Source organism: Polynucleobacter sp. JS-JIR-5-A7 (genome assembly GCF_018687935.1).
In the GTDB taxonomy this organism is placed as follows: Bacteria; Pseudomonadota; Gammaproteobacteria; order Burkholderiales; family Burkholderiaceae; genus Polynucleobacter.
Map to the genome: position 1 here is coordinate 170,148 of NZ_CP061308.1, position 21,735 is coordinate 191,882.

Below are 21,735 nucleotides of genomic sequence, written 5' to 3' on the forward strand. Positions count from 1 at the left end.
CCATGGTAATCGGTCTTCTTAAAACCCTGGTCGGCAGTCGTAACGACCGCCTCTTAAAACAGTATCGCAAAGTCGTTGCCAAGGTTGGCGCTTTCGAGCCAAGCCTGCAATCTTTGGATGATGTTGCGCTTGCCGCTAAAACTGCTGAATTTAAGTCTCGACTGGCTGCTGGCGAATCTTTAGATGACATTGCGCCTGAAGCATTCGCAGTAGTGCGTGAAGCTAGCGTACGCGTTATGAAAATGCGTCACTTTGATGCTCAGCTCATGGGTGGACTGGCACTTCACCAAGGCAAGATTGCTGAGATGGGTACGGGTGAGGGTAAAACTTTAACTGCCACACTCCCAGTGTATTTGAATGCTTTGACCGGTAAAGGTGTTCATGTTGTTACGGTGAACGATTATTTGGCACAACGTGACGCTGAATGGATGGCGAAGTTGTATAACTTCTTGGGTATGAAGGTGGGTGTCAATTTATCGCAGATGGATCACAACACCAAGCAAGAAGCATACGCAGCCGACATTACTTATGGTACCAACAATGAATTCGGTTTCGATTACTTGCGCGACAACATGGTCCAAGATTTGGATCAGCGTGTGCAACGTGGCTTAGCTTATGCGATCGTTGACGAAGTTGATTCGATTTTGATTGATGAGGCTCGCACACCATTAATTATTTCTGGTCAAGCGGATGATCACACCGATCTCTATATCAAAATGAATGCGCTGCCTTCTCATTTAGAGCGTCAGATTGGTGAAGAGAAAGCAGATGGTACTGGTGTTGAAAAGCCAGGTGACTATTGGGTAGATGAAAAGTCTCAGCAGGTCTATTTAACTGAGCAGGGTCACGATAAAGCTGAGCAAGTATTGGTTCAGATTGGCGCTTTAAATGATGGCGACTCTCTCTATGCGCCACAGAACATCACCTTGATGCACCATGTATATGCAGCCTTACGTGCACATACTTTGTACAATCGAGACCAACACTATGTTGTGCAAAACAAAGAAGTCATCATTGTTGATGAATTTACTGGTCGTTTAATGCAAGGCCGTCGTTGGTCTGATGGTTTACATCAGGCAGTCGAGGCTAAAGAAGGTGTACCGATTCAGAATGAGAATCAAACCTTAGCAACGATTACTTTCCAGAACTATTTCCGGATGTATGGCAAGTTGGCTGGTATGACTGGTACTGCTGATACTGAAGCATATGAGTTCAAGGAAATTTATAACCTTGAAACCGTAGTCATTCCACCCAATCGTATTAGCCAAAGAAAAGACAAACAAGATCAAATCTATAAGTCTTCTCGCGAACGTTATGACGCTGTTATCAAAGATATTGAAGATTGCTATGAGCGTGGTCAACCTGTATTGGTGGGTACAACCTCGATTGAAAACTCAGAATTAATCTCTGGCTTATTAGATAAGCGTAAGTTGCCGCATCAAGTCTTGAATGCGAAACAACATGCCCGTGAAGCAGAAATCATTGCGCAGGCAGGTCGTCCGAAGATGATTACGATTGCCACCAATATGGCTGGTCGTGGTACCGACATCGTGCTTGGTGGTAATGTGGGCAAGCAGTCCGCCTTGATTGAAGCTGATGAGGCTTTATCAGATCCAGAAAAAGCGAGCAAGATTAAGCAGCTTCAAGATGAATGGCAAAGCATTCATGATCAAGTGTTAGCTGCAGGTGGTTTGCATATTATTGGTACTGAGCGCCATGAGAGTCGTCGTATCGACAATCAATTAAGAGGTCGCTCTGGCCGACAAGGTGATCCAGGCTCTTCACGTTTTTTTCTGTCTTTAGATGATCCATTGCTGCGTATCTTTGCTGGTGACCGCTTAAGGTCTGTCATGGAGCGCTTGAAAATGCCTGACGGCGAGCCGATTGAAGCGGGTATGGTGACACGTTCTATTGAGTCTGCGCAACGTAAGGTCGAGGGTCGTAACTTTGATATTCGTAAGCAGTTGCTCGAGTATGACGACGTTGCTAATGATCAGCGCAAAGAAACCTATCGCCTCAGAAATGAAGTACTTGAGAGCCAGGATATTGGCGAGCTGATTGCTAATTTGCGCGAGGATGTATTGCGTTCCGTTTGCTCTTTCTATGTTCCCCTAGAGTCTATGGAAGAGCAGTGGGATTTGCTTGGACTGGAGAATGCCCTAGCTAATGAGTGGGGTCTGGCGGTTGATTTGCAGAAATGGGTTGAGGGCGCGGAAAGTGTCGATGACGCAGAGATCGTGGAACGTGTATTAGCTGCTGCTAAAGAGTCTTATGATGCGAAGGTTGATCTCTCTGGACGTGAATCTTTTGCTGGCTTTGAGCGCTCTGTACTGCTCTATAGCGTAGATACCCATTGGCGTGAGCACTTGGCTGCTTTAGATCATTTGCGCCAAGGAATTCACTTGCGGGGCTATGCCCAAAAAGATCCAAAACAAGAGTATCGCCGCGAAGCCTTTGAGCTATATGGCGAACTCTTGAGTACTATTAAGAATGATGTTGTTAAGAGCATCACGACGGTACAAATTCGTAGTGCGAGTGAATTAGATCGCGCAGCAGAATCGATGAATGAAGATTTAGCTAAGTTAAAAGATCTTCAGTACCAGCATGCAGATGCCGATATGGAAGTTGCTGGCTCTACTGGTGATCGCGGCGCTGCAATTGATATTCAACCAGCGCCAGTCCGTACTGGTCCGAAGATTGGTCGAAACGATCCTTGTTCTTGTGGTAGTGGCAAGAAGTACAAGAACTGCTGTGGTGCATTAACTTAACCATCGCCCTGAATGCGTTAATCATCAAATGGCTCGGCTAATGCAGAGCCTTTTTTTTGGCTATTTTTATTTCAATGCCGAAATTGGAGATAAATTGATATCTCCCCCTGTTTTTGATACGCCTCATCTACAATTATCGGACTATGACAGTTAATTTACCTCTCCCCCAAAAAGCCGATCTGAAGCCTGTTAAAGGTTTTGAGATGGGTATCGCTGAAGCTGGAATTAAGAAGGCCAATCGTAAAGATTTATTGGTGATGACTCTTGCTCCTGGCTCACAAGTCGCTGGTGTTTTTACCTTGAATCGTTTTTGCGCCGCCCCTGTTCAAGTTTGCCGCGAGCATCTGGCGCAAGAGGGTCGAAATGGCGAAATTCGGGCCTTAGTTGTCAACACTGGTAATGCAAACGCCGGCACAGGTGAGCAGGGTATGAAACATGCTTTAGAAACATGCGCTGCTTTAGCCAAGGATCTCAAGATCAATCCAGAGCAGATCTTGCCATTTTCAACAGGGGTGATTCTGGAGTCTTTACCGATTCAGAAAATCATTACTGCGCTTCCCAAGGCAGTAGCTAATTTGGGTGAGGACAACTGGTTTGATGCGGCCCAAGCAATCATGACTACAGATACTCAGCCAAAGGCAAGTTCAGTCACGGTTCAAACGCCAGCTGGTCAAGTTGTGTTGACGGGTATTTGTAAGGGCGCAGGAATGATTCATCCCAATATGGCAACCATGTTGGGATTTATCGCCACTGACGCTGGTTTTGCCCCTGGCTTATTGAGCGAACTCACTCGCGAGGTTGCTGATCTTTCGTTTAACGCTATCACGATTGATGGTGATACCTCGACTAATGATTCCTTCATCATCATGGCGACTGATCAATCGTTAGTACACATCAAGTCGACCAGCGACCCCAGTTACACCATCGTGCGCGAGGCTTTAATTACCCTAGCTAGAAAATTAGCGCAGATGATTGTGCGTGATGGCGAAGGTGCCACTAAGTTCATGACAATTGAAGTGGTTGGTGGCAAGACTGCTGAAGAATGCCGTCTAGTAGCAAAAGCAGTAGCTCATTCACCATTGGTTAAAACCGCATTCTTCGCGAGTGATCCTAATTTGGGTCGTATTCTTGCGGCTATTGGTTACGCAGGCATAAAAGACTTAGACGTTAATCATGTCCAAATGTGGCTGGGTGATGTTTGGGTTGCTAAAGATGGCGGGCGCAATCCAAGTTATCAAGAGGCAGATGGTCAAAGAGTAATGCAGGCTCCAGAAATTACAGTCAAGATTGACCTAGGGCGCGGAACTGCTACTCAAACGATGTGGACCTGTGACTTGTCGCATGACTATGTTTCGATTAATGCGGACTATCGCTCTTAAAGATATCAATCATATGAATGAAAAATTAGACCGTCTTTTAGATCATCTCGAAACCTTTTTACCAAAACCATTAACTGATGAACAGTGGAAATCTTCCACTGCATTTAGATGGCGTCGTAGAGACAGTATCTTTGGCAGTATTGGATTTTTACAGCCAGTCAAGCATGTGTCTGATATTACCTTTGAAGACCTTCAAAACATTGATCGTCAAAGAGATGCGATTCGGGATAACACTAAAAATTTCATCCAGAAAAAACCGGCTAATAATATTCTGCTTACTGGCGCCCGAGGAACGGGTAAGTCTTCCTTGATTAAAGCCAGCTTGCACGAGTTTGCAAGCCAAGGCCTGCGTCTGGTAGAGGTGGAAAAAGAGCATCTTGCTGACTTGGCCGATATCACGGAGCTTCTGGCTGATCGTCCCGAGCGCTTCATTATTTTCTGCGACGATCTCTCCTTTGAAGACGGTGAGTCAGGCTATAAGGCTATGAAATCTGCTCTTGATGGCTCCGTATCGGCTCAAGTCGATAATATTTTGATCTATGCCACCTCTAATCGTCGTCATTTATTGCCGGAGTATATGAAGGATAACGAAGGTTATGTACACGGCGATGATGGCGAAATTCATCCAGGTGAGGTAGTGGAAGAAAAGATTTCTTTATCAGAGCGCTTTGGTTTGTGGCTCTCGTTTTATCCGCCTAAGCAAGATGAGTATTTAGCAATTGTGGCTCACTGGTTGGCACATTTTGGTCTGAGTGCTGAGCAAATTGCGGCTGCTCGTGCAGAGGCGCTCGTTTGGGCTTTAGAGCGCGGTTCTCGTTCTGGCCGCGTGGCTTGGCAGTTTGCAAAACATTGGGCTGGATCACACGCCTAAGATGGATTGATTCTGGTGAGTGAAATTAATCGACCCGTTACTGAAGTAGCCGCTGGAATATTGCTGGATCAATCCGGTCGCTATCTATTGGGACAAAGACCAGAAGGCAAGCCCTATGCAGGTTATTGGGAAGTACCTGGCGGCAAGATTGAAAAAGGCGAATCTGTTTTCGAGGCGCTGAAACGTGAGCTACAAGAAGAGCTTGGTATAGACATTCATGCGAGTGAAGAATTAACTATCCTCGAGTATGACTATCCGCATGCTTATGTACGCTTACATGTGAGTATTATTCGAGAATGGATAGGTACTCCAAAAGGCTGCGAAGGCCAGTCCCTGTCCTGGCAATTATTAAGCTCAGAAAAGCCTAGTGTGGAACCGCTATTACCAGCCGCTTGGCCAATGCTGGACAGGCTGAAAGCCCTTTTGACCTAGAAGTGGCAGAGCGTCAGCTTGAATGACACATCCTTATTTGCAGGCTGTGATTTTTTATCACGATCTGTTTGCATAAAGCGCACGGATAGTAAATATTTATTGGCGCTAATCTCGGAGAAGAGCGTGTCATCTTCTACCGCAACTCGCATCAGCTGATAAATTTTCCCAGAAGGTGCCTGCTGGAATGAGCCGTTATGAGCCAAGACATCTTTTGCTTCACCTGACTGACGTAGTAAGCGTAAAAATAATTGACAGGCATCTTGCCATGGTAACAAGGGGTGTGCAAAATTTTCTAGTAGCTTGCGACGCTCATTCGATGGACTATTTTTCCAAGCATGATAGCTAGGCAAATCAATCGGACTTGTACCGCCGGGAATATTTAAGCGTGTACGAATACTATTGAGCCACTCGCTCTCAGAAATTGCTAAGTTTGGTCTGCCGGTTGATTGATTAATCTTGCTAGCAACAGAATCTATTTCTGCTAGTGTTTGAGAAAGAGTTTCTTGATCTACTTTTTGTGAGGTCTTAAGTCCATTGAGGGCATATTTTTGACGCTCAAATTCTTTTAGTAGTAGTGATTTGATATCGCCACGTGCACCAATATCTCCCAGGTCAAACAACATGGCGATTGCATTGTGATGAAGTTCGGGGTCATCGGAGCGTACGAAATGATTGAAGCGGGCGAACAAATACTCCAGTCGAAGCATGCTTCGAACTAATTCATTGAAGGGGTATTCGTAGACAATCACAAGCCCATATTCTATGACGAACTGAGCTGTTCTTACTTAATCTGTAGGATTTTTTCGTGCAAATGGTTTACTTCAGCTTTCAACTTCTCAAAGCTAGCTTGATTCTCAATAACGATATCCGCACTAGCAAGACGATCTTTTCTGGCTGCTTGAGCCTGCAAAATTTTTTCCACCTCTGCCCGGGGTAAATTGCTGCGCTGCATCACTCTGGTAATTTGGACTTCTTCAGGGCAGTCCACCACCACCAACTGGTCAATCAGTCCTTGCCAAGAGCCTGATTCAAGCAGGAGAGGAACGACAAAGACTAAGTAGGGCACACCTTCAGCAGCCAATCGCTTGGCTTGCTTGATAGTCTCTAGGCGGATGAGGGGGTGGGTAATCGCCTCTAAGTTCTTTCTCGCCTCAGGCTTAGCAAATACTAGGGCGCGCATCTTGCCCCTATTTAATGCTCCGGCTGCATCGAGATAGTCGGCGCCGAATTGTTCCTTTATAGCTTCTATTGCCACTCCCTTTGGCGAGGTGATCTGATGGGCTATGAGATCCGTATCTACAATCCCTGCTCCTAAGCTGCCCAGTAAATCGCTGACTGCAGTTTTGCCTGAGCCAATGCCTCCGGTTAGACCGATCAGGGGAATGCGCCCCTTGAGTCCGCTTAAATCGGATTGTTCAGAAACCATGTTTGGAGGATCTGTGGCCATAACAACTCAATGATGCCAGCAACAGCCAGGAATGGTCCAAAAGGAAATGCTGAGCGAATAGATTGCTTTTGGTATCGAAGCCAGATGAGCCCCCCAAGCAGGCCGCTGATGGATGCCACTAATAAAATTCCTGGTAAAGCACTGAGGCCAAACCATGCTCCAAGTGCAGCTAGTAGTTTTGCATCGCCCATGCCGACCCCATTTTGCTTTTTAGCCCATCTATAAATGAAGTTGAGCCCCCATAAAAATGCATATCCAAGGAATGCACCTGCAATCGCATTTGGAAAGCTGGTCAATCCTAAATTTGGTAAGTAATTAAAGACTAAGCCAGCGGCAATGATGGGAATAGTCATGGCATCAGGTAGGCGAAAAGTTCGCAGATCAATATAGGCTAGATATACCAAAGCCAAGATCAGCAAGGTGCGAACTAAATCCATCATCGTTAAAGCATGCATTAAACGATTTGCCCTAAATTAAATATTGGTAGATACAGAATAATGACTAGTCCACCAATGATGATGCCAACTAGCATGATGAGCAAGGGCTCTAGAGTCTGGCTAAGACTATTGAGGCCGCCGCTGAGTTGAGAGCCTAAAGTGTTGGCGCGCTTCCTTAGCATCTGTGCAAGAAAGCCACTTGCTGCTGCAATATGAAGCAATTGCAAAGTCTCAGTATCGAAAAAAGAATTTTTTGGATCAGCCTTTTTCAAGGACGCACCTAAGGGCCAGCCTCGGGTCAGGTGTTTAAAAACTTCTGCACTGAGGTCATGACTTAGCCAGTGATTAGAGGATTGCGCGGTGACGCGTAGCGCATCAGGAAGTGGTAAACCTGACTCTAGAAGATGGCCCAGGGTTCGACACCAGTAAGTCAGGGCGGCCAAACGAAGCAATTTACCCAGTAGCGGTATCCGAAAACTCCATTGATCACACATTTTTTGTAAGTAAATAGATTTTATCCAAGCAAGTAAGCAGATGAGAGTGCTAGTAAGAAGGCAGGCACAGATTTCTATAAAGAAATGATTCATGATGGACGATATTTGAATGAGTGCTTTGGTCGGCGGTGGTAATTCTGCTTGAAAGTGACCAAAGACATCTTTAAATACTGGCACCACCCAAATCATCATGACGATGACCAACAGAAGCGAGCTGCTTAAGGTAATGATGGGGTAGCTTAGTGCTTGTTGTACTTTGCGCCTTAATTCAATTTGAGCTTCTAGTTGTTGGCAAATAGTCTTGAGTGCAAGCTCAATATCTCCTGTACGTTCACTCACACGGATCAGATTAATGAACTCCATCGAAAACAGATTGTGTTGTGCCATGAGACTTTGGGAAAAACTGTTACCTTTCTTTAAATGAGCCTGTATATCCTTTAGCCAATGCTGCCATTCCTTAGGCGCTGAAGACTGAATGAGTTCAATGGCATTCAAGAGGGCTAGCCCAGCATTAAACAAGGTCAGTAATTGCTGAGCGAAATCTAATTGCGATTGCTTGTTTAGTGCCATGTACATACCTCAGTATCTAAGGTAGCTTGATCAATGTTGCCCTTTTTGACATGATGTAATCCAGCTTCAGCCATATTGAGGTAGGGCAAGGATGGGTCAAATAATTGCTGACGATCTAGAACCTCATGTACTCCGATGCGACCAAAGTAACCAATGCCCTTACAAACTCTACAAACTTCGGAGACATTGCCAGCAGTGCAGTTTTTACATTCACGGCAGAGTGTTCGAACTAAACGCTGAGAGCTGACACTTTGCAAACAAGATTCAAGCGATTCTTGATCTATCCCGAGACTTTTGAGTCTAGTGAGTGCAGCTCTGGCATCGCGCGTGTGTAAGGTGCTTAAAACAAGATGTCCTGTTTGTGCAGCCTGAATTGCAAGTGCCGCAGTAGCCCCATCCCGAATCTCTCCAATCATGATGACATCAGGATCTTGTCTGAGGAGTGCTTTGATAATGACTGGAAAATCAAGGCCTGGGCGTGGGTGATACGCCACTTGATTAACGCCAGGAAGACGAATTTCGATGGGATCTTCAATCGAACAAAGGTTGCGATGGCTTTGATTGAGTGCGTGTAGGCAGCTATAAAGCGTACGCGTTTTGCCGCTGCCTGTCGGGCCCGTTACTAGTATTAAGCCGTTAGGTCTTGCAATCGCTTTTTGAAAAATATGCAGTTGCTCAGGTAGTAAACCCGTTTGCTCTAGGGAAAGCTCTTCAAGCCGATTGGGAAGGATGCGAATAACCGCTTTTTCACCATGAAGGGTTGGAAGTATTGAGACGCGACAATCAATGATAGGTTTTGAAAAATCTAAGCCAATGCAGAGACGACCATCTTGAGGAATGCGTTTTTCTGCAATATCTAAACGCGCCAATATCTTGATACGCGTAATGAGACGCTCATGCAGTTCGGTAGGGTATTGTGACTGAGCTTGGAGTAAGCCATCCACTCGAATGCGAACTTGCGTTCCTAGAGCACACGCTTCAATGTGAATATCACTCGCCCTAGCGTGAATTGCATTTGCTGCGATTTCATACCAAGTGCGAATAATGAGTGAGTCATCTTGAGAAAGGTTCAATCTTGATCTTGATTGAGGGTAGGGCGATAGAGTTTGACAGTTTTCACTCCTTGATCATCAAACTGTACGATTTCCATGACAATGCCAGCAATTTTGATGCTGACATCATGGTCAGGAATCGCTTCAAGATTTTCTAAAATCAGCCCATTTAAAGTTCGTGGCCCATCGAGCGGTAGATTCAAATTCAAAAGACGATTGAGGTCTCGCAAGGACGCTCCGCCACTAGCTAGATAGGTACCGTCTGAAAGCCAGTGCGGATCGGTCGAGAGGCTGGAGAATGAGGTTGTAAATTCGCCAATAAGCTCCTCCACAATATCCTCAAAGGTAACTAGACCAAGAACCTCGCCATACTCATTCACTACTAGACTTAAGCGTTGCTGGTTGTCTTGGAAAAATTGCATCTGCTGTAATACCGGTGTACCGCTCGGTATGAAGTAAGGCTCATTAACCAAGGATCTAAAGTCCTCATGCTTTAGGTCTGAATCACCCAACAAAGACAAGGCTTTCTTAACCGATAGGATGCCTACAATTCTTTCGGAGTCGCCATAGCAAACAGGTAATTTGTTGTGATAACAAGTTTCTAATTGCTGAACTACTTCATCAATGGGTCTAGCAAGATCCAAAATTTCTATTTTTGACCTTGGTGTCATGACATCATCTACTGTGATGTTCTCTAGGTTAAATAGGTTGAGCAAAATATTGCGATGGTGATTAGAAACAAAGCGATTGGACTCCAAAACCAAGCTACGCAACTCTTCTTTACTCATCGTTCTACTATCTGAGGATGATTGCAGGCCAGAAACCTTCATCAAACCAGAAACAAAACTGTTAATCAGCCAAAGCAAGGGCTTTAATAAGAAAGTCAGCGGCAGAATGAGCCAGCCGACATTGGAGGCAATCTTTTCGGGGAAGGCGGCGCCAATGACCTTGGGAGTAATTTCGCTAAAGATGATGATCAGTAATGCAACTACCAGAGTGGCAATTGATAGAACCAGTCCACTATCACCAAATAGATGGAGAGCAATACCAGTTACCAGAATAGGGAGGATGGTATTGATGAGATTGTTGGATATCAGTAGGACTGATAAAAGGGAATCAATTCGCTTGAGAAGTCTTTCTGCTAGAGCGGCGCCTGTATTACCGCTATTAGCCATGGCGCGTAAGCGATGGCGGTTCGATGACAACATACTAGTTTCGGCCATCGAAAAGAAGCCAGAAAGCGCGAGCAAAAATAGGACTAAGGCAGCCTGGCTATAAAGGGGCCAATCGTCAAAAAAATTGTCCATGGTGTTTGCCTGCAAAAATTAAGGATGATTCAATATAGCAAAGTAGGCTTTCACAAGCCATATTCACAAGCTATGGCTAGGGTAGAAAGGCTTGTAATCTGCCTTACCGAATTATGTGAGAATTATCCCCATGCCCTCCTCTAAAAAATCACCTCTATCAGAAAGTGCGCGTTACTGCGTCATCGACGCCCCTTTTGGAAAATTGGGGATTTTGACTGAATTAGTCGATGGTAGTCTCATGCTATCGAAGATCGACTACCTGCCAGCTAAAGCCGCTTTATCAAAACCTCAGAATGAGCTGGCTAAGGAGGTGGCTCAGCAATGCACGGCCTACTTTAAGGACCCACAGTTCCAATTTGATTTACCTATGAAGCCTATGGGCACAGTTCACCAGCAAAGGGTATGGCAACAGATTCGGGAGATACCAGCTGGAAAGGCAAAAACTTATGGTGAGGTAGCTAGCGTTATCAAGAGTGGTCCCCGTGCGGTGGGCACTGCATGTGGCGCTAACCCTTTTCCTTTGATCACACCCTGTCATCGCGTCGTTTCCGCGCAAGGCATTGGCGGATTTATGAAAGAAAATTCACCAGGTCTTTATCGCCAAATAAAAATATGGCTTTTAAAGCACGAGGGAGTGCTTTAAGTTTTAAAGGGCTTTTCTAAGTGGGCTTGATGCATTATGAAAAAAGAGCTTCATGAGGGCATCGCTACCAACAGCTACTTTGGTAAAAGCATAAAAAGCCATTACTGTTTTTCTAGAAAGCTTTACTTCATCTTTGTGATCAAATTGTTTACGAGCAGCTATTTTGGAGAGTGTCATCACTGCTAAGCCAAAAGCTAAAAAACAAAAGCGCCTTACCCCAGCCTCTTCTTTCGGAATCAGAAGAATGTAACTCATCGAATCTTGAAGTTTTTGATACGCAATCTTGAGCAGCTCAGCTTGAGTCATATTGCCTGGCTTCCATGAGACGCCTCGTGCATTGTCCTCGGGCGAGTCTTTGAGAATGTTAGTCATTTGCAGAGCTTGACCAAAAGCAACCGAGAGGGCCTCGTGTCCCTGAATATTTATTGCAAACTTAGCAGAGTGATTACTAAAGATGCTTGTCAGGAGTTCGCCAACAACTCCAGCGACCACATAGCAATATTTCTCGAACTCTTGCAGATCCCTTAAACCCGATTCGGTTTGCTTCCCATGAAAATGCGACATGCCTTCAGACATGATGGAAACGCAGCGACTCACCGCCACTTGATCTGCACTTGAGCAAGTATGCAAAATTCTGAGGACGGCTGGAGTATGCGTAATTAAATCAAGCTCATCTTGATTGTCATAGCCCTTTAACTCTTGGAGACAGGGATCGACAAATGACTGTACCGGTAATTTATCCAGAACAGCATCGAGAAATAATTTAGATAATGTTTGCTTAGTCTCTGGGCTGAGGCCTGCGGCATCTTCAATCGTATCGACAATGCGGCAAAGCAGGTAGGTATTGCCAACGACCTTTTCCATCTCTGGTGGTAGCAAGGGGATAGTGAGTGCAAAGGTTCGCGATACCGAGCCCAAAATGGCTTTTTGGTAGGCTAGATCAATATCTAGATTCTCGATAGGGTTAGATTTAGGCGATTGCACCCATCAATTATGTCAGACGAACTTGCCCTGAATTGGGACTTATTTCCTTAGTAACAAAAGTGACATAGCCATATAATTTCACCAAATTCTGCAAGGAGAAATCAGGCGTGCTGATTTGGTTCGTCATCATTTACTGGGTTATATCGGTTGGCATCGGCCTATGGGCTGCATTGCGCGTAAAAAATACTGCGGACTTTGCAGCAGCAGGTCATAGCCTTCCAATGCCAATTGTGACGGCCACTGTTTTTGCTACCTGGTTTGGGTCCGAGACAGTTTTAGGCATTCCTGCCACCTTTTTGAAAGAAGGTTTGGGAGGCGTTGTCTCTGATCCATTTGGCTCCTCTCTTTGTTTGATTTTAGTTGGCCTCTTTTTTGCGCGACATCTCTACAACCGTCGCATGCTCACCATTGGTGATTTCTTTCGGGAAAAATATGGTCGCACTGTAGAGGTCTTGGTAACCCTTTGTATCGTTGTTTCGTATTTGGGTTGGGTTGCTGCTCAGATTAAAGCCTTGGGTTTAGTTTTTAACGTGGTGTCTGAGGGCAGCATTTCTCAAACAGGTGGCATGATGATTGGTGCTGCCAGCGTTTTGATCTACACCCTCTTCGGCGGCATGTGGTCAGTAGCCATTACCGACTTTATTCAGATGATCATTATTGTGATTGGCATGCTGTACATCGGTGGCGAGATGACAGCGCAAACAGGTGGTTTTAGCGTAGTCATTGAACATGCTGCTGCAGCGGGGCAATTTAGTAATTTCTGGCCGGAGATGAATTTGGCATCCATTCTCGGGTTTGTTGCAGCGCTTTGCACCATGATGCTAGGCTCCATTCCACAGCAAGATGTTTTCCAGCGCATTACCTCGAGTAAGAACGTCAACATTGCCGTCAATGCTGCCATTCTCGGTGGCGTGCTTTACTTTATTTTTGCTTTTGTACCGATGTACTTGGCCTATTCAGCGACCTTGATTAATCCTGATTTGGTAAAAGAATACTTAGATACCGATCCACAAATGATTTTGCCAAAACTGATTCTGAATCATGTCCCCATCGTTGCACAGGTGATGTTCTTTGGCGCTTTACTCTCGGCAATTAAGAGTTGCGCCAGTGCAACTCTATTGGCACCTTCAGTGACCTTTGCAGAAAATATTGTGAGAGGCTTTTTCAAGCATCTATCCGATCAAGATTTACTAAAAATCATGCGAATCACAGTGTTGTGTTTTGCCGTAATAGTCACTTTCTTTGCAGTGAATTCTGAGTTGTCTATTTTTAAGATGGTGGAGAGCGCTTACAAGGTGACTCTAGTGGCAGCTTTTGTGCCCCTTGCCTTCGGGGTCTATTGGTCTAAGGCTAATTCTTTGGGCGGTCTATTGGCCGTGGTTGGCGGTCTGACTATTTGGATTAGCTGTGAAATCCTGGCTCCTAACGCCATCATGCCACCTCAATTGGCCGGCTTACTGGCCAGTATTGCTGGCATGATTTTGGGCAGTCTAGTACCCAAAGACCTCTTAAAGGCAGTTTAGCTTCAGTAGTGCCTAAAAATTAGGCGCTCAAATGTGTTGTAGCCCAAAATGTTCTCCTCTAATATGACAGTAATACTAAATTTTCTATTCTTCTGGGGTTCCTATGAAAATCTGTGTGATCGGGGGAGGTGGCGCGATTGGCGGTTACCTAGCTGTCATGTTGGCGCGATCGGGCAATGATGTAACGGTTGTTGCGCGCGGTGCAACTTTAGCGGCAATTAAAGAGCGTGGCTTGGCATTAATTATGGATGACCAACCCGAGCCTTTAGTGGCAGAAGTAAAAGCAGTAGAAAAAATTAGAGATGCTGAAACACCAGATGTTGTGATCTTGGCAGTAAAGGCCCATCAAGTTGAGCCGATTATTGATGACTTAGCTGCGATTATGGGCCCAGAAACGATTTTGATCCCGATGCAAAACGGAATTCCTTGGTGGTATTTCCAAAAACTGGGTGGCGAATTTCAAGACCATTCTGTTGAAACAGTCGATGCTGGCGGTCAAGCAAAGAAGGCCATTAATCCAAACAACATCATTGGTTGTGTTGTGTATCCAGCAACTTTTACTCAAGCTCCGGGTGTGATTCGTCACGTAGAAGGCAATCGTTTCCCATTGGGCGAGCTGGATGGTAAGGTAACTGAACGTATTCAGAAGATGTCTGAGATGATGGGTGCAGCTAGCTTTAAGTCGCCCATTTTGGAGGATATCCGTTCCGAAATTTGGCTCAAGCTGTGGGGCAATATGACATTCAATCCAATCAGCTCATTGACTCACGGCACTTTGGAAGGCATTTGCCAATATCCATTAACCAAAGAATTAGCGCGCAGCATGATGGCTGAAGCACAAACGATTGCTGAAAAACTCGGTGTTACTTTCCGCGTGGATATCGAGCGTCGCATTGCGGGTGCCGAGAAGGTGGGCAAGCATAAGACTTCGATGTTGCAAGACTTAGAGGCTGGTCGTAGTTTAGAAATCGATGCACTCTTGGGCTCAGTAATTGAGTTAGGCAAGATTACTCAGACACCTACACCTTGTTTGAACACGGTATTTGCTTTAACGAAATATTTGGATGAAAACGTGCAGGCCTCTAAAGGTAGCTTGGCATTGCCATCGGTATCAGGTTACTAAAAACTTTTAGCTCTTTCAGTAAATAAAAAATCCTTGCTACTTAACATAGCAAGGATTTTTGTCTTGTAGAGAGTCAACTATTCGAAGCGATTATCGAGTCGACCCACGCCATCAATGATGATGCTGACATTGCTACCAGGTTTCATGGAGCCAACGCCTACTGAAGTGCCGCATGCAATGATGTCACCTGCCTCTAAAGGCACATCTTGGGAAATTAGGCTTACCAATTTGGCTGGTGGGAAGATCATGTCTGATATTGGGTAATTCTGACGCTCTTGATCATTGAGAATAGTTTTGATAGTTAATTTGCTTGGGTCAACATCGGTAGTGATGTAAGGACCAAAGACACCAAAAGTGTTGAAGCTCTTGGAGCGGGTCCACTGTGCATAACCAGGATCACGATTCAGAATCTCAATGGCAGTGACATCGTTAATACAGGTGTAACCAAAAATCGCTTTTGCTGCCTCAGCTTCATCTACTTCATGGATGCGCTTACCAATCACGATACCAAGTTCTCCCTCATAAACTACTTTTCCTGAATAGGACTTGGGAGTGCGAATCACTTGATTGGTAGCCAGAAAGGAATTATTGCCTTTGAGGAAATACAGCGGCTCGGCAGGTACGGCGTGCTCAAGCTTAGTTACGAGCGCATGAAAGTTATCCACCATGGCAACCATCTTGGATGGGATACATGGGATGTCAATGGTGACATCGACCAATTTTACGGTTTCGCCAGTCGGTTTTGGGTTTTGAAACAAGTCGCCTGAGTACACCGCGATTTGGTCACCCTGCACTTGTCCTAAACCGCTTTTTCCTTGATGTTGAAATTTGAGCCATTGAGCCATAATGAGTTCCTATGATTTAAATATTTGATAGTCAATATCTTACAGGGGTGAGTTGATGTCTAAGACTTCTGAGCTCGTTTTTGCACCAGAATTGGATCAGCCCGTTCGTTACATGAAACGCACCCGTAGCTATTATTTAGGTTTGGGATACGACAATCCCTATGTGTGGGCTCACTATATTGATGCGCCATTTACGCCGCTCAAGAAACCCCTCAATCAATCTATTTTGGGTTTAATTACTACCGCAGTACCCTTTGATGCTAGCAAAGGCAATCAAGGTCCTGGCGCCCCCTATAACGCGGCAGCAAAGTTTTATCAGCCCTATCAACATTCAATAGATGGCGATATCGATTTAAGAATTGCGCATGTCGGCATTGATCGTAACAATGCCAATATGGAAGATATGCCTTGTTGGTTTCCATTGTCAGCAGCTCAGCAGGCTGTAAAGGCGGGCAGGATCCTAGCACTTTCTCCCCATTTTTATGGTTTACCTACTAATCGCAGTCAACGTCATACTCTCGAGATAGACGCCCCAATCATTTTGGACATGTTGCGTGCAGATCATGTTGAGGTCGCTGTTTTAATTCCGAATTGTCCTGTCTGCCATCAGAGCCAAAGTTTATTGGCGAGATATCTGGAGGAAGCAGGTATTTCAACAGTAGTGATGGGCGCAGCAAAAGATATTGTTGAGTATTGTGGCGTTCCCAGATTTTTGTTTAGCGATTTCCCATTAGGAAATGCCGCTGCAAAACCCAAGGATCCCGAGTCTCAGATTCTCAATTTTGAATTAGCACTACGCCTATTGGAGTCTGCTCCTGCAGCTCGAACCACGATGCAATCACCCCTCGTTTGGTCGGTGGATCCTAGTTGGAAATTAGACTATTCCAATCTGGAAAAGTTATCCAAGCAAGAAGTTGAAAGATTGCGTGATGAAGCTGAACAGGCGCGCATTACAGCGCGTGAACTCAGAATGAAAAGCGTTGGAAATTAAGCGTTTTTAGGTCTGGCGCGAGAGCGAATATTCGCAGAGGGCTTGCAGTGCAGATGTCGCCTCGTTCGCTGGAAAATCCTGAATGCATTCCAAAGCCAAATCTGCTTCACGCTTTGCTGCGGCTTGGGTGTAATCAAGCGCACCAGAACTTTGCACTGCGTTCAGAATTTGTGCAAATACATCATCAGGTAAATCTTGGTTTTGCTCCACCGCTGCGCGGACCAATAAACGTTCTTCATTGCTGCCATTTTCTAGCAGATAGATGAGGGGTAAAGTGGGCTTACCTTCGCGCAAATCATCGCCAGCGTTTTTCCCCATCTGTGAGGAATTGGCTGTGTAATCTAAAAGATCATCCATCAACTGGAATGCAGTGCCAATGTGCCGCCCAAATGCTGCTGCTTGTTCACGTTGAACGTCTGTGGCATTTGCCAAAATGGCGCCAAGCTCAGTAGAAGCCTCAAACAATTTGGCAGTTTTGTAGCGAATGACTTGTAGGTAGCTCGCTTCGTCAACTTCAGGGTCATTCATATTCAGGAGTTGCAGTACCTCTCCTTCAGCAATCGTATTGGTTGCGTCTGACAGAATTTGCATCACCCGCAGATCGTTTGGCTTGACCATCATCTGAAAGGCTCTGGAATATAAAAAATCGCCCACTAATACGCTAGCGGCGTTGCCAAAAGCGGTATTTGCTGTCTCACGACCCCTTCTCAGCGTGGATTCATCGACTACATCGTCATGTAAGAGGGTGGCAGTATGGATGAATTCAACTACAGCAGCCATTTCTTGGGTATGAGGAGATACTTTGCCATTGCTCACAGCCTTGGCAACCAACATCAAGAGCGCAGGCCGCACGCGTTTGCCGCCAGCCTGAATGATATAAGCCGAAATTTGGTCAATTAAGGCTACTTTTGAGGCTAAACGCTCACGAATCACCCCATCTAAGCCCTTGAATTCTAAGGAAATAGGGGCCAGGATTTGGCTTAACTCATTGATTTTGACAGTGCTGGTCATGCAAGATATAATAATCGGCTTAGCTTATCCAGGGTGGATTAGCTTAAATGTTAGATATTAATTGAGGTTTCAAACCATGTACGCGGTCATAAAAACCGGTGGCAAACAGTATAAAGTTGCCGCAGGCGAAAAATTGAAAATAGAACAGATACCAGCGGAAATCGGCAGCGAAATCACTCTTGACCAAGTCCTCGCCGTTGGCGAAGGCGCTTCACTGAAGTTAGGTGATCCAATGGTTAATGGTGCAGCTGTGATGGCCACTGTCGTCTCCCAAGGACGTCACGATAAAGTGACAATCTTTAAGATGCGCCGTCGCAAGCATTATCAAAAGCACCAAGGCCATCGTCAGAATTTCACTGAAATTTTGATCAATACGATTAAAGCCTAATTCAGGGTAGGAGAAAGATATGGCACAGAAAAAAGGCGGCGGCTCAACACGAAATGGTCGCGACTCGGAATCGAAACGCTTAGGCGTTAAGGTATTCGGCGGCGAGCATATTAATGCTGGCAGCATCATTATTCGTCAACGTGGCACACGTGTTCATCCAGGTGCTAACGTTGGCATTGGTAAAGATCACACTTTGTTCGCCTTAATTGACGGTCAAGTGGAATTCGGCGTTAAGGGTGCTTTGAAGAAGGCCCAAGTTTCAGTTTTGCCTCGTTCATAAGGCGCCTGACTGAGACTCGTTTGATTCAGATTCATTCCGAATTTAACTCTTAGGAACAGGCCTCGCTAAGCGAGGCCTTTTTTATTCATGAAATTTATAGACGAAGCACGTATTGAAGTCATAGCTGGCCAGGGTGGCGCCGGGAGTGCTTCCATGCGCCGCGAAAAGTTTATTGAATTTGGTGGACCCGATGGCGGTGATGGTGGTAAGGGCGGGAGCGTTTGGGCAACGGCTGATCGAAATATTAATACCTTGATTGATTACCGCTACGCTAAAACACATACTGCAAAAAATGGTGAGCCAGGCCGAGGCGCTGATTGCTATGGTCGTGCAGGTGATGATATTGAATTGCGCATGCCAGTAGGCACCATCATTTCTGACTATGAAACTGGTGAGCCGATTGCAGACTTAACAACTCACGGTGAGCGTTTGTGTTTGGCACAAGGTGGTGTTGGTGGTTGGGGCAATATTCACTTTAAGAGCAGTACAAATAGAGCGCCACGTCAAAAGACCAATGGCAAGCCTGGTGAACGTCGCAAACTCAAACTCGAATTAAAAGTATTGGCTGACGTGGGTTTGTTGGGCATGCCAAATGCTGGTAAGTCTACTTTGATTACCGTCGTATCCAATGCGCGCCCAAAAATTGCGGACTATCCATTTACAACGCTTCATCCTAATTTGGGCGTAGTGCGTGTCGGTAATGAGCGGAGCTTTGTGATCGCAGATATTCCTGGGTTAATTGAGGGTGCGGCAGAGGGTGCGGGCCTAGGCCATCGTTTCTTACGTCACTTGCAACGTACTGGAGTTCTCTTGCACCTAGTTGATCTAGCCCCATTTGATGAGAATGTAGATCCAGTAGAGGATGCCAAGGCGATCGTGAATGAATTACGTAAATACGATGAGGCTTTGGTTGAAAAGCCACGCTGGTTGGTCTTAAACAAGGTCGATATGATTCCTGAAGAGGATCGTCAAAAAGTTGTTGCTGACTTTGTCAAAAAATTTAAGTGGAAAGGTCCTGTATTTGAGATATCTGCTTTAACTGGGCTGGGTTGCGACAAACTTTGTTATTCCTTGCAAGATTATTTGGATTCTGTACGTCGTGATCGTGATGATGCTGAGGAGCGCGCAGCAGACCCACGCTATCAAGATCAAGCGCAAGACAAAGATAAAACACCAGATTAAAAGTTAATTGAGCATCTTCATTTGCTATGAACCTTAAACAAACTAAACGTATCGTTGTCAAAGTTGGCTCTAGCCTAGTCACAAATAATGGTGAGGGCTTAGATCATGCTGCTATTGGCATGTGGGCAGAACAAATTGCGGGTTTGCTGCAGGCTGGTCATGAGGTTTTAATGGTGAGCTCGGGCGCGATTGCTGAAGGTATGCAGCGTTTGGGTTGGCCTAAGCGTCCACAAGAAATTCACCAATTACAGGCTGCTGCTGCCGTTGGTCAAATGGGTTTAGTGCAGGTATATGAGAGCTGTTTTGCACGCTTTAATTTGCGTAGTGCCCAGGTTTTACTAACCAACGCAGACTTAGCCCATACTGAACGTAATGCGAATGCAAAAGGTACCCTAGACACCTTGTTGAAATTAGGTGTAGTGCCTATCATCAATGAGAATGACACCGTCGTTACTGACGAAATTAAATTTGGTGATAACGATAGTCTCGCTGCCTTGGTGACAAACCTAGTGCATGCAGACCTCTTAGTGATTCTCACTGATCAGGGTGGTTTATTTACCGCTGATCCTCGTCAAAATCCGGATGCAACCCTCTTGATCGATGCGATTGCTGGCGATCCTGCCTTAGAAAAAATGGCTGGCGGGGCGGCAAGTGAGCTGAGTAAAGGTGGCATGCTGACTAAAGTATTAGCGGCAAAAATTGCAGTCCAAACTGGCGCATCTACGGTGATTGCTTCAGGTCGTGAGCCAGAGGTGTTAACACGCCTTCTAGCTGGCGAGAAAATTGGTACTTGCCTAAGCCCTAAATAAACTGCATTGCCACTTTATTGAATACCAAATGAGTTGGTTGGCTTGGTGCCCCCTGTGAATCCATTGGGATTTAGAGATTGAAGAATAGTCTTGATATTCTTTTCTTGCGAGTTGAAATTGCAAAATGCACCTTGCGCTAAAGCCGCTTGGTAGCGATTGGGAACATTGTTTTGGATCCCCCTCCAACTAGAAAGCGGATTTTCTCTCCAAGCATTATTTTCCAAGTTGCCATATAGGCGCCATTGGAATGAATCACAACGGATGCCCTCATATTGTGCTTGTTGACCACCGCTGGGATTTGTCATCACAACAATGTAGCGAGTTACGCCATCGGCACCAATCAAAATCGAGTCGGTGTCGACCGCAAATTTAAAAATAGTGTGTTGTGACACGTAAAAAGGGAGCAGAGTTGATGGATTGGGCGGGTTCAGGGGCATTTTGGTCGTACCTTCTTTAAACACCATCGGTGCGAAAGGATCAAGACCGCTTTGTATGGGATCACCAGCACAGGCCAGTAAAGTTAAGGCAACACAAATACAAGAGACATATTGGCTAAGGGTGCGAAAGAAAGAACTCATTATTTTTGCTTATCCGATTTAGTAGACTCTTGATGAATCTCGTCGCCCTTGGAGTAAAAAGATTGCAGGAGATCTAAAGGCGTTCCCCAAGCTAATTGTTGCATGCGGACCCCTTTAGCAAGATAGCGGGCAAGCTCAGATAAAGCCAGTTGATAAACTTCGCGTTTAAAACCAATAACAGCATCAAGCTGAATCCAAAATGGAACCCAGCGCCAAGCATCAAATTCAGGATGTTCCGTAGCTCTTAATTGAATATCGCTATCTAAGCCGACTAGACGAAGTAGAAACCAGATTTGTTTTTGACCACGGTAGGCGGCACGGTGAACGCGGGTGGCATGTTGACGACGTAAATATTCCTCAGGGACGTCATAACGAAGCCAGTCCCTGGTTCGTCCAATAATCTGGACATGTTCCGGTAGCAAGCCAACCTCTTCATGCAATTCGCGGTACATTGCCTGTTCAGGACTCTCGCCATGCGCTATTCCGCCCTGCGGGAACTGCCACGAATGCTGCCCAACGCGTTTTCCCCAGAAAACCTCGTTACGGCTGTTAAGGAGGACAATGCCGACATTGGGTCTATACCCTTCACGGTCAAGCATGATCGTGCCCCAAATCCTTTAA

22 protein-coding genes and 1 pseudogene are annotated in these 21,735 nt (G+C 45.5%); 12 read left to right on the top strand and 11 right to left on the bottom strand.

The genetic code is table 11. The features are described from left to right. Window positions 1-2: 2 nt before the first annotated feature. The 4 genes from secA (at window position 3) to AOC29_RS00960 (ending at window position 5,450) form a co-directional block, all read left to right on the top strand. Window positions 3-2,768, top strand: a complete 2,766-nt coding sequence (gene secA / locus AOC29_RS00945) for a preprotein translocase subunit SecA (RefSeq protein WP_215296205.1) — start codon at window positions 3-5, stop codon at window positions 2,766-2,768. Between the two features lie 143 nt (window positions 2,769-2,911). After that, a complete protein-coding gene (gene argJ / locus AOC29_RS00950; protein ID WP_215296206.1) occupies window positions 2,912-4,147 on the top strand; it encodes a bifunctional glutamate N-acetyltransferase/amino-acid acetyltransferase ArgJ in 1,236 nt (411 codons plus the stop codon). 13 nt (window positions 4,148-4,160) lie between these two features. Continuing rightward, window positions 4,161-5,018: an ATP-binding protein gene (locus AOC29_RS00955; RefSeq protein ID WP_215297246.1), complete on the top strand. Its 858-nt coding sequence runs from the start codon at window positions 4,161-4,163 to the stop codon at window positions 5,016-5,018. Window positions 5,019-5,033: 15 nt separating this feature from the next. Beyond that, window positions 5,034-5,450: an NUDIX domain-containing protein gene (locus tag AOC29_RS00960; RefSeq protein ID WP_215296207.1), complete on the top strand. Its 417-nt coding sequence runs from the start codon at window positions 5,034-5,036 to the stop codon at window positions 5,448-5,450. Here AOC29_RS00960 and zapD read toward each other — a convergent pair. From zapD to AOC29_RS00990, 6 genes are read right to left on the bottom strand one after another with little or no spacing between them, the layout of a single operon-like run. After that, a complete protein-coding gene (zapD, locus tag AOC29_RS00965; protein WP_215296208.1) occupies window positions 5,447-6,199 on the bottom strand; it encodes a cell division protein ZapD in 753 nt (250 codons plus the stop codon). The two genes, AOC29_RS00960 and zapD, sit on opposite strands and share 4 nt — an antisense overlap. A gap of 32 nt (window positions 6,200-6,231) precedes the next feature. Next, a complete protein-coding gene (coaE, locus tag AOC29_RS00970) occupies window positions 6,232-6,876 on the bottom strand; it encodes a dephospho-CoA kinase (protein WP_371819544.1) in 645 nt (214 codons plus the stop codon). Beyond that, the gene (locus AOC29_RS00975; RefSeq protein WP_215296209.1) at window positions 6,852-7,352 is read right to left on the bottom strand and encodes an A24 family peptidase; all 501 of its coding nucleotides are present in this window, start codon (window positions 7,350-7,352) and stop codon (window positions 6,852-6,854) included. Before AOC29_RS00975 ends, coaE begins: the two co-directional genes overlap by 25 nt. After that, window positions 7,352-8,398: a type II secretion system F family protein gene (locus AOC29_RS00980; RefSeq protein ID WP_215296210.1), complete on the bottom strand. Its 1,047-nt coding sequence runs from the start codon at window positions 8,396-8,398 to the stop codon at window positions 7,352-7,354. Before AOC29_RS00980 ends, AOC29_RS00975 begins: the two co-directional genes overlap by 1 nt. Next, window positions 8,389-9,471, bottom strand: a complete 1,083-nt coding sequence (locus AOC29_RS00985; protein WP_215296211.1) for a GspE/PulE family protein — start codon at window positions 9,469-9,471, stop codon at window positions 8,389-8,391. The genes AOC29_RS00980 and AOC29_RS00985 overlap by 10 nt, the downstream gene beginning before the upstream one ends. Then, the gene (locus AOC29_RS00990; RefSeq protein WP_215296212.1) at window positions 9,468-10,757 is read right to left on the bottom strand and encodes an HlyC/CorC family transporter; all 1,290 of its coding nucleotides are present in this window, start codon (window positions 10,755-10,757) and stop codon (window positions 9,468-9,470) included. The genes AOC29_RS00985 and AOC29_RS00990 overlap by 4 nt, the downstream gene beginning before the upstream one ends. Window positions 10,758-10,887: 130 nt before the next feature. Here AOC29_RS00990 and AOC29_RS00995 point away from each other — a divergent pair, with 130 nt between their 5' ends. After that, the gene (locus AOC29_RS00995) at window positions 10,888-11,400 is read left to right on the top strand and encodes a methylated-DNA--[protein]-cysteine S-methyltransferase (protein ID WP_215296213.1); all 513 of its coding nucleotides are present in this window, start codon (window positions 10,888-10,890) and stop codon (window positions 11,398-11,400) included. A gap of 3 nt (window positions 11,401-11,403) precedes the next feature. Here AOC29_RS00995 and AOC29_RS01000 read toward each other — a convergent pair whose 3' ends face one another. Beyond that, complete coding sequence (locus AOC29_RS01000; protein WP_215296214.1) at window positions 11,404-12,384, bottom strand: squalene/phytoene synthase family protein; 981 nt, start codon at window positions 12,382-12,384, stop codon at window positions 11,404-11,406. A 107-nt stretch (window positions 12,385-12,491) separates the two neighbouring features. Between AOC29_RS01000 and AOC29_RS01005 the strand changes: the two genes are divergently transcribed. Further along, window positions 12,492-13,907, top strand: coding sequence for a sodium:solute symporter family protein (locus tag AOC29_RS01005; protein WP_215296215.1), 1,416 nt, complete (start codon window positions 12,492-12,494; stop codon window positions 13,905-13,907). 103 nt (window positions 13,908-14,010) lie between these two features. After that, complete coding sequence (locus tag AOC29_RS01010) at window positions 14,011-15,030, top strand: 2-dehydropantoate 2-reductase (RefSeq protein WP_215296216.1); 1,020 nt, start codon at window positions 14,011-14,013, stop codon at window positions 15,028-15,030. 77 nt (window positions 15,031-15,107) lie between these two features. Here the strand turns inward: AOC29_RS01010 and AOC29_RS01015 are convergent, their stop codons facing one another. Further along, window positions 15,108-15,875: a fumarylacetoacetate hydrolase family protein gene (locus AOC29_RS01015; protein WP_215296217.1), complete on the bottom strand. Its 768-nt coding sequence runs from the start codon at window positions 15,873-15,875 to the stop codon at window positions 15,108-15,110. A 55-nt stretch (window positions 15,876-15,930) separates the two neighbouring features. Here AOC29_RS01015 and AOC29_RS01020 point away from each other — a divergent pair, with 55 nt between their 5' ends. Further along, entirely contained in the window at window positions 15,931-16,866 is a 936-nt protein-coding gene (locus tag AOC29_RS01020) for a hypothetical protein (protein ID WP_215296218.1), read from the top strand. A gap of 6 nt (window positions 16,867-16,872) precedes the next feature. Here the strand turns inward: AOC29_RS01020 and AOC29_RS01025 are convergent, their stop codons facing one another. After that, entirely contained in the window at window positions 16,873-17,877 is a 1,005-nt protein-coding gene (locus tag AOC29_RS01025) for a polyprenyl synthetase family protein (RefSeq protein WP_215296219.1), read from the bottom strand. Window positions 17,878-17,953: 76 nt separating this feature from the next. Here AOC29_RS01025 and rplU point away from each other — a divergent pair, with 76 nt between their 5' ends. The 4 genes and pseudogenes from rplU to proB form a co-directional block, all read left to right on the top strand. Then, a complete protein-coding gene (gene rplU, locus AOC29_RS01030) occupies window positions 17,954-18,265 on the top strand; it encodes a 50S ribosomal protein L21 (protein ID WP_215296220.1) in 312 nt (103 codons plus the stop codon). 19 nt (window positions 18,266-18,284) lie between these two features. Beyond that, entirely contained in the window at window positions 18,285-18,545 is a 261-nt protein-coding gene (rpmA, locus tag AOC29_RS01035) for a 50S ribosomal protein L27 (RefSeq protein ID WP_011902041.1), read from the top strand. Between the two features lie 87 nt (window positions 18,546-18,632). Continuing rightward, a complete protein-coding gene (gene cgtA, locus AOC29_RS01040; protein WP_215296221.1) occupies window positions 18,633-19,727 on the top strand; it encodes an Obg family GTPase CgtA in 1,095 nt (364 codons plus the stop codon). Between the two features lie 26 nt (window positions 19,728-19,753). Then, window positions 19,754-20,524 (top strand): annotated as a pseudogene (gene proB, locus AOC29_RS01045) (glutamate 5-kinase); the annotation flags it as partial. A 26-nt stretch (window positions 20,525-20,550) separates the two neighbouring features. On the opposite strand, the gene AOC29_RS01050 reads toward proB, so the two are convergent. Both AOC29_RS01050 and AOC29_RS01055 read right to left on the bottom strand, forming a co-directional pair. Beyond that, window positions 20,551-21,114: a CNP1-like family protein gene (locus AOC29_RS01050; RefSeq protein WP_215296225.1), complete on the bottom strand. Its 564-nt coding sequence runs from the start codon at window positions 21,112-21,114 to the stop codon at window positions 20,551-20,553. Further along, window positions 21,114-21,713, bottom strand: coding sequence for an RNA pyrophosphohydrolase (locus AOC29_RS01055; RefSeq protein ID WP_215296226.1), 600 nt, complete (start codon window positions 21,711-21,713; stop codon window positions 21,114-21,116). The genes AOC29_RS01050 and AOC29_RS01055 overlap by 1 nt, the downstream gene beginning before the upstream one ends. Between the last annotated feature and the right edge of the window lie 22 nt (window positions 21,714-21,735).